This window comes from Pandoraea iniqua, from assembly GCF_902459685.1.
GTDB lineage: Bacteria > Pseudomonadota > Gammaproteobacteria > Burkholderiales > Burkholderiaceae > Pandoraea > Pandoraea iniqua.
The window spans coordinates 1,248,644-1,261,657 of sequence record NZ_CABPSF010000001.1 but is presented as its reverse complement, the minus strand read 5'-3'; the positions used below and the strand labels follow the sequence as shown (position 1 = coordinate 1,261,657).

Here is a 13,014-nt window from a genome sequence, read left to right as displayed (position 1 = left end):
CGATAGGAGCGGCTGCACCACACCGATGACTTAATGGTCTCTCGATATCGCCGTCCAATCAGAACTGGCGACGCGGATACGGCTATTTCGTTCGATCAATGTTCTGAGCGGATCGTTGACCAAAATCGTCATGCATTGAATGCTGGCGACCTCGTTGTCCTTGGCAGATAGTTCTTAGTCGATGTCGAGGGGAGCAAGCTTTGGGGTCCGTCAAAATCGGCGGCCGCGAAGTACTCCTCCGAAACGGGCATCACACCGTTCAAGGCGTTAGAGCCCCCCCCCAACGAATCCTACGTTTCCCTTTGAAGAAAGTGGAAAAACCAATAGAAAGCATTCTATTGCGCGAGTTTCAACCCTCACGGGAACCCTACAATCGTTTATCCAGAACAGTCGCATTGAATGGTAGAAACCGCTCAGCCAAGTGTAGCGGGGCACATCGGCCAAACCCCGACACCGAAATGCTCGGAGCACCCCATGAACAGGTGCTGCGGCCCTGGTCCCGAAGGGTACGCCACCGGAAGAATGATATAGAATCAACAAGATATAGCGAACACCCAGACCGATCACGCATTGGGTCGCAGTAGAAAATCACGATCAGATCAATGGGAACCATGACACCAGACGCGAAGCAGCTTTCGGCACTCTCTCGGATATTCTCATCGAGCGTGTTCCGCGAGATGGCACGAAAAGGCCGCTCCCCCCTCTTCGCGAGGTTGGTCGTCGAGTCAGGCCTCTCACTCAAGCTGTCGAGCAAGCCCACAGTTGCGAGCACGTTTGACGCGGCCTTCGCAAATCTGCGCAAGGCTGGCGGGCGAGACGAGTATGTTTACCGATCAGCCCTAACTCACAACATTCTCCTCGGCAAACATTCCCTAAACACCGCGAGTCTGCTGACCGAGTTTCGAGCGGGGGCATGCAAGGCCGATCTTGCCATTCTCAATGGCACAGGGACCGTGTACGAGATCAAATCCGAACGGGATTCGCTTAGCCGTCTGGCAAATCAAATCGAAAACTACCGAAAGGTGTTCGCCAAGGTCTACGTCATCGCGGGTGAGGCCCACGTAGATGACGTAATAGAAAGCACACCAAATGACGTAGGCGTTTTGAGTCTTGTCCGATGGGACCGGATTCGAACTGTACGCGAAGCAATTGATCGACCCGACCTAGTATGCCCAACCACCATATTTGAATCGCTTAGGATAGCGGAAGCTAAGACGGTACTCCAAAATCTTGGGGTCCAAATTCCTAATATTCCTAATACAATGCTGTGGTCGTCATTGCGCGACCTGTTCAAGAATCTCGCCCCGAGCGAGGTTCACGATCAAATGGTCAAAACGCTTCGAAAAACTCGCAATTTGTCGACGCTGAACTCCTTGGTAGAGCAGCTACCGAAATCTTTGCAGCCAGCAGCACTCTCGATTCAAGTCCGACGTGTGGACCATGAGCGACTGGTCGAAGCCGTACGCACGCCTCTTCACGAAGCATTGACTTGGGCATAATGACAATATGTACCACCCGTTTTTCCGTGGAAAACAATTCGAACTATTAACTATTCGTGAAACGGCTGGCTTGATGGCTCGGTCAAATTTTGTCCCAATCATTGAACCCGTGCGCCATGGATTAAGTGGGCTGCGACGAGCCCTAGAAGCGGTCTGTGAGGCCGACGGGAACGCAATTGTTATCGTCAACCCAGATTGCGGTGACTACGCGGAAGACGGCAATGAAATTTCAGAATTCTTGAACGAGATTTCCGCCACAAGGAATATCTCGGCGGGGATCTTGCTTACCGCGAAAATGTCGATTGACGATGCTGTGAGCTACTTCAACGGACATCGTGCCCACAATCCGACGTTCATTCATGCGGGTTTTGTCGATGGTCGGTCACTTGCGCAAGCGTTGAAGACGGTCCCCGACTCGAACAGACACGTATTCCTGAATGAGTACTGCGGAAGGCTCTATGCGAGACACTTTGCCGAAAGCAATCGCGTCGTTGTCGGTGACGGATTTGAAAAGCGAAAGCGCAATGCCGACCATCCTCCCATAGAAGAATTCTCTGATCTCCATGTCACGTTTAAGAGTGATGGCATGGATGGGTTCGGTGACTTTTTGATCGTCGGCGACGACTACAGCGAGTCGGGTGGCCCCGCATACACGGTCGCAATTCATCTAACATTCATCGATCCCGACAAGGACGATGTTATGTATGTGTACCACTTCATATCAGAAAGCAATTCCACACCTACTGACCCTGCGGGGAAGTTCGGACAAGCACTTGCCCGGCTCATCGATATGTTGGACTCAGGCACGTCACATCTGACGGAAACCGGCGCAATTAGAGAATTTAGAGAACTTCACGCCCGAGGTCACTTTCCGGGACTCGGCTACGTGAAGAAGCTTGCGATGAAGCATCACATCGAAACGCTATCCGAATTCTTAGGTCGATAAAGTGCATATGCAAGCAAAATGTTGCGCATCATGCTTCGGGGATCGGGCACTTCGAAAGAGCCTCATCCCATCGATGAGTCCCACAAGAGGTAACTGTAATTATTGCGGCTCCACCGACGTCGATGTAGTAGGGCCGCACGTTCTAGCCGACTATTTCGAGATGCTCGTGAGGGTCTATGAACCAGATCCGAACGGGAAATCACTAGTGGAGTGGATGAAGGACGATTGGGACTTGTTCTCTCATCCGAGCATGGCAATTCCCAACGCCAAGGCGCTTCTCGCGGAAATCCTCGACGACGGTGACATTGTCCGAAAGGGTTTCTCGCCGTCGGGATCCTTTAAGAGTGAAGGGCTGATTCGGTGGGAGACGCTGAGAGACGAGCTGCGCCATACGAATCGATATTTTCTTGACGAAGCATTGGATTTTGAACGGTTGTCTGAGTTACTAGATCAGCTCATCGCCGACGAGATTCCAACCGAATGGTTCAGAGCAAGAATAGCAAGCGGGGATGTCGGCTACACCGCAAACGAGATGGGAGCACCGCCCAAACATCTGGCATCTCACGGTCGTGCCAACCCGGCAGGAATACCATACCTGTACTTGGGATCGAAACCCGAAACTGCCGTTGCAGAGATTCGCCCGCACACAGGTGAAGTCGCATTCGTCGCCGACTTTGTGATTTCGGATTCACTCAAAATAGCTGATTTGCGAAATCCTCGCTCTTTCGTCTCCCCATTCATTTGGAGTGACACTGCCGTTGTGGCGCAACTTCGCGCAGACATACCTTTTCTCGAACGTCTAGGACAGGAATTAACACGCCCAGTACTTCCGAGAAGCGCCGCAATTGACTACATCCCCAGTCAATACCTTTGCGAATTCATCAAGAAAAGTGGCTTTGACGGTGTTGCGTACAGTAGCTCGGTAAGCAGTGGAATCAATCTCGCTCTATTCGACCCTGGAAAAGCGACTGCGGGTGGTGTTCGTCGATTCGACGTGACCCGTGTATCGGTTGATATCTGCTGCACAACCCCGCCGAGCACGAGAATTGAGACTCCTGCTGGAACGGCATAGCACGCTTACGTAATTAAGTGATTGAATCGCATCGACCATTGTCATGCCCCCAATATCTCTTGGGATTTATTGGCAGCGACTTGCTTGTAAAGCAATACGAATAAAAACCATATCTGCCTGCACGTCAACGGAGCCCTCGGCTCCGTTTTTTGGGCAATGTGTATCTCTGACCACGCCCCCCCTCAAGCAGAGTCCCTATTGAGACGTCGGAATGTTCTGAATTTCAACGAGTGCCCTAGAATGCGACTCTGAACGCGTGGTGCCCACATCTTCGGATAGCTAAGCTGGTTCCCGTCGCGCCCCAAACGCGACCGGGTTTAGCGACCTGAACGATGTTTTCGGGCACACGGCCGCGATGTTTGCGGCTTTCGTGTGCGCAATGCCGCGCCTTCGTGTCCACGGGCGGGTCTGGATTGGGACACCTTCGGGTGTGCCGCCTAATCCGAATCATCAGCGGTTCGCTAACCTAGTCCAGTGCCCGCCCACCCCTGCGCAATGCAGCGGGTGGCGGGGTCCAAGAATTGACTAGATCGAGGTTCCCCGCATGACTTCTCACGCTTCCGCAATTTCCCTATCCCATACGTCGGCTGACAAGCTCAGCACACTCTCCGAACGCATCTTTGCTCTCGCGGTATGCACCACGCACAGCGGAAAGGAGATTCCCAACAGATTCTTGGTTGCGATGTTCGGGGAGCTTGGCGAATTGGCTACGGAGCTCGTTGGTGAGTGCCGTAAGTTGAGGTCCAACGCAACGGCTTCGTAGTTCCGAGGCTGGATATCGGCATGTCGCGGGGATCTCTCGCCGCAGGCCGTCGCGGATCAATGCGCCGCTCCAAGATAGGTGGGATTTTTACAGCAGGAATGCAAAGGGCTCCCGCACGGGGAGCCCTTTGTTTATCTGTGGCGGAGAGAGGGGGATTCGAACCCCCGATAGGCTATTAACCTATACACGCTTTCCAGGCGTGCGACTTAAACCGCTCATCCATCTCTCCTGAAGAGTCGCGCATTATAGCAGGTCGCCGGGAATATCCCACCCCCTTTCGCCGCTACCCCTTCAAAATTTATTCCTTACGGCCGCCGCAGGTGGTCCACCAGATGCTCGTCCCGTTCGCTCGGGCGCCCGCCCAGCAAGCTGAACAGGATCGCCACGGCGAACCCGACCGGCACGCCGAACGCCCCGGCCGCTATCGGATCCACGCCCCACCAGCGGGCGCCCGCGAACCCGGTCAGCCTCGTGAAGAACGGATACGTCGTCATGATGTAGTACACGCACACCAGCAACCCACTCACCATCCCGGCCGTCGCGCCCAGCCGCGTCGTTCGTTTCCAGAACACCCCTAGCACCAACGCCGGGAATAGGCACGACGCCGCCAGCGAGAACGCAGCACCCACCAGAAACAAAATATTCCCCAGTTTCAGCGACGTCACGTAAGACGCAAACATCGCCACGCACAGCAACAGAATCTTCGACGTCGTCACCCGCTTCTGGCTCGACGCATTGCGATCCACCATGTGGAAGTACACGTCGTGCGACAACGCATTCGCAATCGTCAGCAACAACCCGTCAGCCGTCGACAGCACCGCCGCCAACGCGCCCGCTGCCACCAATCCTGAGATCACATACGGCAGCCCCGCGATCTCTGGCCCGGCAAGCACGAGCATGTCCGGCTGCATCCAGATTTCGCCCCACTGCACCACGCCATCCCGATAAACATCCGAAATATCTAACTGCACCGGCGTCGCGTGCCGCCACTGCATCACCCATCCCGGTAAGTTCTCGTATCGGGCCCCGACCAGATGCAGCAGCACGTCGTACTTGAGCATCACGGCCAACGCCGGAGCGCTCACGTACAACAGCGCCACGAAGAACAGCGTCCAGCCCACCGAGCTGCGCGCCCCCTGCACCGTCGCTGTCGTGCCGTAGCGCGTGAGAATGTGCGGCAAGCTCGCCGTGCCAATCATCAGGCACACCATCAACAACAGAAAATTCAATCGCTGCGAACTGCGCGTCGTCTCGTCGCGCGCCGGGAATGGCTCCGTCATCGCGTGCGGCGGCTCACTTCGCTCCGCATACTGATTGCGCAACTCCAGCCACTGGTTCTGTGCATCCCCCACGTCGCGCGGAAACGCGTCCAGCTTCGCTTCCAGCACCTTCACATCGCGCAGCGGGCCGTTATGGCGCTTTGTATCGAGCAACTGGCGCTCCAGCTCCGCACGTTCGGTGTAGAAGCTGTCCGGCAGACCGTCCAGCCGGCGCTGCATCTGCTCGCCCTGCTCCCGGTAATAATCGCGCACCTCTCGCTCGGGGATCGACTGCTGAATCTCACGCTCCAGCGCCTCCACCTTTGCCAACGCCTGCCCGTAACTGAACTGCGGAAACCATCCATGCCCAGTCTGGTGTCCGATCATTGCCGTCGGCACGAGAAACGCCGTGATCATGATGATGTACTGCGCCACCTGCGTCCACGTCACCGCGCGCATCCCGCCGAGGAACGAGCACACCAGAATGCCCGCCAGCCCGAAGAAGATGCCGATGGTGAATTCCACGCCGATAAAGCGCGACGCGATCAACCCAACGCCCTGAATCTGCGCCACCAGATACACGAACGAACACAGAATCGTCGAGAACACCCCCAGCGCCCGCACGACATTGCTGTCGTACCGCGTGCCGAGAAAGTCGGGCACGGTGTAGCGCCCCATCTTGCGAAGGTACGGCGCCAGCAGAAACGCTACCAGACAATAGCCACCCGTCCATCCCATGACATAGGCCAAGCCGTCGTAGCCCGAGACGTACAACGAACCCGCCAATCCCATGAACGACGCCGCACTCATCCAGTCGGCCGCGCACGCCATGCCGTTGAACACCGGTGGCACGCGGCGTCCTGCCACGTAGTACTCCGTAGCATCTGACGTTCTGGAAATCAGTCCGATTACCGCGTAGACGGCAATGGTCACGAACAGAAACGCGTAACCGATCCATACGCCCGGCCCGTTGACCCGCTCAAGCAAGCCGATCATCAGCACGAACGCGAAGAAACCCGCCGTGTAATACAGGTAGTAGCGCAGCAGCCTGCGCGTGTAACTCATCGGGAAGTCGGCGCCGACGCGGCGCGAGAAGTCATGCGAGAAGAAGCGGAAGCAGTGCCCTGTGCGCCGCCGGACATGCCGGAAACCGCTGCATCGCCAAGCCCTAGGCTGTCAGTGTGTGCGCGGCGCAAAGTTTGCAGGTCAGCGCGATATCGTGCGTCGTTACGACGCTGGACCAACGCATAGATGACGATTAATCCGATATCGATAAGGATCGAACCCTGCGCGCCCATGTAGAACGGCAACGGCCAGCCGGCAAATCGCACCGACATCCATTCGCGCGCCCAGAATTGCGGAACGAACGTCACCACGAAGCCGATCGTCATCAGCGCCGCCACCAGCCACAACGTGCGGTGCCAGTGACGCGCCGCAATCGCGGCCGCTTCTCGATGCCAATGCGAATCGCGTGGCAAACCGTCCGTCAGTGCGGACGTTGCTGACAGATCACCGGCATCGGTTTTCGGGGGATTCACCATCGACGCACTCCGGCGTTCCGCAGCACCGACGTACCGCCAGCACGCAGCGGAAGACTCATCATCGCCATGTTCCGAGGTGCAGCAATGTCTACGCGCCATGGGCGCTCGCGTGGCCCGTCAAGTCCTGACGGAACCCCACAGACATTGCTTCGAGGAAGTTGTCTCGGCTTTCGCAGCCTGCGGCACTGTGCCCGGATCAATCTCCGCGACACAGTTGCCGCAGCCAACTCACTGCGCTTGCTTCAACTGATCGAGAATCGCCGGGTTTTCAAGCGTGGAGGTGTCCTGCGTGATCTCCTCGCCCTTCGCGATCACACGCAACAGACGGCGCATGATCTTGCCCGAACGCGTCTTCGGCAGGTTGTCGCCGAAGCGGATGTCCTTCGGCTTGGCGATCGGTCCGATCTCCTTGCCCACCCAGTTGCGCAGTTCGAGCGCCAGTTGCTTGGCCTCGTCCCCCGTCGGGCGCGAACGCTTGAGCACCACGAACGCGACAATCGCCTCGCCCGTCGTGTCGTCCGGACGGCCGACCACCGCAGCTTCCGCCACGATCGGATTCGCCACCAGCGCCGACTCAATCTCCATCGTGCCCATGCGGTGACCCGAGACGTTCAGCACGTCGTCGATACGCCCCATGATCGTGAAGTACCCGGTCTTCGCATCGCGAATCGAACCGTCGCCGGCCAGATAAATCTTCCCACCCAACTCAGGCGGGAAGTAGCTCGACTTGTAACGCTCCGGGTCGCCCCAGATCGTACGAATCATCGACGGCCACGCGCGCTTGATCACAAGCATGCCGCCCTGACCGTTCGGCACGTCTTGCCCCGTTTCGTCGACAATCGCCACGTCGATCCCCGGCAACCCCAGCGTGCACGAACCCGGCACCAGCGGCGTCGCGCCCGGCAGCGGCGTGATCACATGACCGCCAGTCTCCGTCTGCCACCAAGTATCGACGATCGGGCAACGGCCGCCACCAATGTTTTCGTAGTACCACATCCACGCTTCCGGATTGATCGGCTCACCAACCGACCCGAGAATGCGCAGCGACGACAGATCGTATTTCTTCGGATGCACGTCCGGCGTCTGCTCGGCCGCCTTGATCAGCGAGCGAATCGCCGTCGGCGCAGTGTAGAACACCGACACCTTGTGGCGGCCGATCATCTCCCAGAAACGCCCGGCATTCGGATACGTCGGCACGCCTTCGAACACGACCTGCGTCGCACCGACCGCGAGCGGGCCGTAAGCGATGTACGTGTGGCCGGTAATCCAGCCGATATCCGCCGTGCACCAGAAAACGTCGTCCGGCTTGATGTCGAACGTCCACTGCATCGTGAGCGACGCCCACAGCAGATAGCCGCCGGTGCTGTGTTGCACACCCTTCGGCTTACCCGTCGAGCCCGACGTGTAGAGGATGAACAGCGGATGCTCCGCGCCCACCCACTCCGGCTCGCACTGATCCGATTGCGTCGCGACCAAGTCTTGCAACACGTGGTCACGGCCCGCCTGCATCGCCACATTGCCGCCGGTGCGACGGTAGACGATCACCGACTTCACGTGATCGCAGCCGCCCATCGCCAGCGCCTCGTCGACGATGGCCTTGAGCGGCAGCGCCTTGCCGCCACGCATCTGCTCGTCGGCGGTGATGATCGCCACGGCGCCGGCGTCGATCGCGCGCTCGTTCAGCGACTTAGCCGAAAAGCCACCGAACACGACGGAGTGCGTCGCGCCGATCCGTGCGCAGGCCTGCATGGCCACGACGCCTTCGATCGACATCGGCATGTAAATCACGACGCGATCGCCCTTCTTCACGCCCTGAGCCTTGAGCGCGTTCGCAAAGCGGCTCACGCGCGCCAGCAGGTCGCGGTAGGTGACCGGGGTCACCGTGCCGTCGTCGGCTTCAAAGAGAATGGCGTTCTTGTCGCCCAGACCGGCTTCAATCTGGCGGTCGAGACAGTTGTACGACGCATTGAGCTGACCATCTTCGAACCACGTGTAGAACGGGGCGTTGGTCTCGTCGAGGACTTTGGTGAACGGCTTGTGCCAGGCCAGATTCTCGCGCGCCTGACGCGCCCAGAATCCCTCGTAATCCTTCTCGGCCTCGGCGCACAGCGCCTCATAGGCGGGCATGCCGGAGATGTTCGCTTTGGCGACAAGCGCCTGCGGCGGCGCGAAAATGCGCTGCTCCTGCATTACCGATTCAATTGCTGCCATGAGTTGTCCCCTCTTATGGATATGCAAAAACGATTGCAATCAAGCCAAAACAAATCGCTAACGCCACATTAAGACGAGCGACTTACTAACGCCTTACACTGGTGCACCCGCGTGACGTCTCTCGCGTGCGGGACTCACGCAAGCGCGTCACTGCGGTGCAGCAGACCGTGGCGTATTCGCTACAATCCTACCCGCATCATCCCTATCCCGCCAACCCCGGACTCGCCCGGAGCGCCCGTGAATTCGACCTCTTCGTCCCAATCCACGCCTTCAGCCCACGCGTCGGCATCGTCGACCGACCGGCTGTTTGCCCGCTTTCCGAGTTTCGCGCTGGCCCTCGCCATGACCTTCGTCGGCACCAATGTCGGCATCGGCAAAACCATGGTCGCCGTCATGCCTGTGGCCGCCTTTGCCCTCTGGCGCTTCGTGATCGCCGTCATCGCCCTCGCCCCCCGTTATCGCCCGGCGAGAATGCGGCTCGTCACCCGGTCGCAATGGCGCAACCTTTTTGTGCAGACGTTCTTCGGGACGTTTCTGTTCACCCTGCTGATGCTCTACGGCGTGCGTCAGACCACGGCCACCGCCGCCGGGGTGATCACCGCCACGCTGCCCGCCTGTGTCGCTCTGCTGTCATGGGCCGTGCTGCGGGAACACCCGTCGCGGCGCACGCTGGTGAGCATCGGGCTGGCCATCCTCGGGGTTGCGCTGCTGAATCTTTCTCGCGGCGACGCTCACGGGGCAGGCAGTGGCAGCGGCTCCACCGGCAACGCATGGCTGGGGAATCTGCTGGTGCTCGGCGCCGTGGTGTGTGAGGGGATCTACGTGATCGTCTCCAAGCGCCTCGCCTCGGAACTCTCGGCCATCGATATCTGCGCGTACACCCATCTGCTCGGCGGGGCGATGATGCTGCCGCTCGGCATCGTGGGGTTGATGGCCGTGGATTACTCGGTGCTCACACCCGGCCATTGGGCCCTCATCGTCTGGTACGGGCTCGCCGCGAGCGTGTTCTCGTTCTTCCTCTGGATGCGCGGCATTCGCCACGTGAGCGCCCAGCTGGCGGGCGTTTTCACCGCCATGGTGCCGGTGGCCGCCACGGCCTACGGGGTCGTGTTTCTCGGCGAACAGCTGACGTTCACCCAAGGCGCAGCGCTGGCGCTGACGGTCTCGGGTGTCGTGCTCGCCGCCATGCCCGGTGCGGGCGCCAGCAAGAAACTGGCCGCGGCACCCACGGATAAGGGCGGCTCGCCCGGCAAGACGTTGTAAAATGCCGCCGGTGTCGGATTTCGCCTCGCGAATCCGACCGGATGCTTTGATTTGATGTTGATTTGATAATAATGGCCTGCGGCTTCGGGCGCAGGCGAATGTCCCCCACTTCGTCAAGATTGCCATGTCGACTCCCGGCCGCTCCTCCGACGCGCCGATGCGCCCGCTGCCCCGCATCATTTTCTTCAGCCGCTGGCTGCAACTGCCGCTCTATCTCGGCCTGATCGCAGCGCAAGGCGTCTACGTCTACAAGTTTCTCGCCGAACTCTGGCACCTCGTCACCCACGCCGCCAGCTTCGACGAAACGCAGATCATGCTGGTCGTACTCGGCCTGATCGACGTGGTGATGATCTCGAACCTGCTCATCATGGTGATCATCGGCGGCTATGAGACCTTCGTCTCCCGCCTCGGTGTGGAAGGCCACCCCGACGAGCCCGAATGGCTCGATCACGTGAACGCCGGCGTGCTCAAGGTGAAACTCTCGATGGCGCTCATCAGCATCTCGTCGATCCACCTGCTCAAGACGTTTATCGATGCGTCCCAGCAAACGCCGCACACGATCATGTGGCAAGTCATCATCCACATCTCGTTCCTGCTTTCCGCCGTCGTGATGGCCGTGGTCAACAAGATGACCAACGACAGCCACGCCCCGGCGTACGCTACCCCCCAAGCTGTACCGGCTGTACCGAATAACAACACCCATTAAATCCTCACCAAGTCCCCACTAAGTCGAGAGCCGTTTCATGTCTACCGTCATTAAAGAAGACGACGTCATTCAGAGCGTCGCCGGTGCCCTTCAGTACATCAGCTACTTCCATCCGGACGATTACATCCAAGCGCTGGGCCGTGCCTACGAGGCCGAAGAAAGCCCCGCCGCCAAGGATGCCATCGCGCAAATTCTGACCAACAGCCGCATGTGTGCCGAAGGCCGCCGCCCGCTGTGTCAGGACACCGGTATCGTGACCGTCTTCGTGAAGGTCGGCATGAACGTGCAGTGGGATGCCAAGCGCAGCCTCACGGACATGATCAATGAAGGCGTGCGTCAGGCTTACATGCACCCCGAGAACGTGCTGCGCGCCTCGATCGTTGCCCCGCCCGAAGGCGGCCGCAAGAACACGAAGGACAACACGCCCGCCGTCATCCACTACGAAATCGTGGAAGGCGACAAGGTCGACATCACGGTCGCAGCCAAGGGCGGCGGCTCGGAGAACAAGTCGAAGTTCGTGATGCTCAACCCGTCCGACTCGATCGTCGACTGGGTGGTGAAGACCGTGCCGACGATGGGCGCCGGCTGGTGCCCGCCGGGCATGCTCGGCATCGGTATCGGCGGCACGGCTGAGAAGGCCATGGTCCTCGCGAAGGAATCGCTCATGGACCCGATCGACATCCATGACCTGATCAAGCGCGGCCCACAGAACTGGAACGAAGAGCTGCGTATCGAGCTGTTCGAGAAGGTCAACGCCCTCGGTATCGGCGCGCAAGGCCTCGGCGGCCTCGCCACGGTGCTCGACGTGAAGATTCTCGACTACCCGACGCACGCCGCGTCGAAGCCGGTCGCCATGATCCCGAACTGCGCCGCCACGCGTCACGCGCACTTCACGCTCGACGGCTCGGGCCCCTCGTTCCTCGCCGCCCCGTCGCTCGACGCCTGGCCGAACGTGCACTGGGAACCGAACACCGAGACGAGCAAGCGCGTCGACCTCGACACGCTCACGCCGGAAGAAGTCGCCAGCTGGAAGCCGGGTCAGACGCTGCTGCTGTCGGGCAAGATGCTCACCGGCCGCGACGCCGCCCACAAGCGCATCGCCGACATGATCGCCAAGGGTGAGCCGCTGCCGGTCGACTTCAATGGCCGCGCGATTTACTACGTGGGCCCGGTGGATCCGGTGCGTGACGAAGTCGTCGGCCCGGCCGGTCCGACCACGTCCACGCGCATGGACAAGTTCACCGACATGATGCTGTCGAAGACGGGCCTCGCGGTCATGATCGGCAAGTCGGAACGTGGCCCGGCCGCCATCGAAGCGATCAAGAAGCACAAGGCTGCGTACCTGATGGCCGTGGGCGGTGCCGCTTATCTGGTGTCGAAGGCGATTCGCGCCGCTCGCGTGCTGGCCTTCGAAGACCTCGGCATGGAAGCCATCTACGAATTCGACGTGAAGGACATGCCCGTCACTGTCGCGGTGGATTCCACCGGCGTGTCGGTGCACCAGACCGGTCCGAAGGAATGGCAAGCCAAGATCGGCAAAATTCCGGTCGCAGCGGCCTAATGTTGTCGTAATGCTGTCGTAATGGCGTTGTAGTCAAAGGCCCGGCACTGCCCGGGCCTTTTTCTTGTTGAAAACAGGCCGAATGCAACGCGAATGGATCGCGTTACCATTCGTGTCTCGGTTCACGAAAAGCCTTGCAGGGCTTGGCTTTCCGAGCTTTTCAGGCTATCGTTCAACCGCTTGCAAATTGCAC

Annotated in this window: 9 protein-coding genes and 1 tRNA gene; 6 read left to right on the top strand and 4 right to left on the bottom strand. The window is 59.3% G+C overall.

The window, feature by feature from the left end:
* Positions 1-602 precede the first annotated feature (602 nt).
* The 3 genes from PIN31009_RS05610 to PIN31009_RS05600 all read left to right on the top strand — a co-directional run bounded on the left by PIN31009_RS05610 (position 603) and on the right by PIN31009_RS05600 (position 3,517).
* Positions 603-1,499, top strand: a complete 897-nt coding sequence (locus PIN31009_RS05610; RefSeq protein ID WP_246185504.1) for a sce7726 family protein — start codon at positions 603-605, stop codon at positions 1,497-1,499.
* Positions 1,500-1,506: 7 nt separating this feature from the next.
* Positions 1,507-2,445: a sce7725 family protein gene (locus PIN31009_RS05605; RefSeq protein ID WP_150789559.1), complete on the top strand. Its 939-nt coding sequence runs from the start codon at positions 1,507-1,509 to the stop codon at positions 2,443-2,445.
* 214 nt (positions 2,446-2,659) lie between these two features.
* Positions 2,660-3,517 (top strand): RES family NAD+ phosphorylase, encoded by an 858-nt coding sequence (locus PIN31009_RS05600; protein WP_246185503.1) that lies wholly within the window; start codon positions 2,660-2,662, stop codon positions 3,515-3,517.
* A 901-nt stretch (positions 3,518-4,418) separates the two neighbouring features.
* Here PIN31009_RS05600 and PIN31009_RS05595 read toward each other — a convergent pair.
* The 4 genes from PIN31009_RS05595 to acs all read right to left on the bottom strand — a co-directional run bounded on the left by PIN31009_RS05595 (position 4,419) and on the right by acs (position 9,291).
* Positions 4,419-4,509, bottom strand: a tRNA-Ser gene (locus PIN31009_RS05595).
* Between the two features lie 76 nt (positions 4,510-4,585).
* Positions 4,586-6,604, bottom strand: a complete 2,019-nt coding sequence (locus PIN31009_RS05590; RefSeq protein ID WP_087689191.1) for a sodium:solute symporter family protein — start codon at positions 6,602-6,604, stop codon at positions 4,586-4,588.
* Entirely contained in the window at positions 6,601-7,080 is a 480-nt protein-coding gene (locus tag PIN31009_RS05585; RefSeq protein WP_150789557.1) for a DUF4212 domain-containing protein, read from the bottom strand. The genes PIN31009_RS05590 and PIN31009_RS05585 overlap by 4 nt, the downstream gene beginning before the upstream one ends.
* Before the next feature lie 228 nt (positions 7,081-7,308).
* Entirely contained in the window at positions 7,309-9,291 is a 1,983-nt protein-coding gene (gene acs, locus PIN31009_RS05580) for an acetate--CoA ligase (protein WP_058377513.1), read from the bottom strand.
* Positions 9,292-9,594: 303 nt separating this feature from the next.
* On the opposite strand from acs, the gene PIN31009_RS05575 reads away from it, so the two are divergent.
* The 3 genes from PIN31009_RS05575 (at position 9,595) to PIN31009_RS05565 (ending at position 12,821) form a co-directional block, all read left to right on the top strand.
* Positions 9,595-10,554: a DMT family transporter gene (locus PIN31009_RS05575; RefSeq protein ID WP_281355824.1), complete on the top strand. Its 960-nt coding sequence runs from the start codon at positions 9,595-9,597 to the stop codon at positions 10,552-10,554.
* 124 nt (positions 10,555-10,678) lie between these two features.
* Positions 10,679-11,260: a TIGR00645 family protein gene (locus PIN31009_RS05570; protein ID WP_058377511.1), complete on the top strand. Its 582-nt coding sequence runs from the start codon at positions 10,679-10,681 to the stop codon at positions 11,258-11,260.
* 37 nt (positions 11,261-11,297) lie between these two features.
* Complete coding sequence (locus PIN31009_RS05565; protein ID WP_058377510.1) at positions 11,298-12,821, top strand: fumarate hydratase; 1,524 nt, start codon at positions 11,298-11,300, stop codon at positions 12,819-12,821.
* The last annotated feature ends 193 nt before the right edge of the window (positions 12,822-13,014 follow it).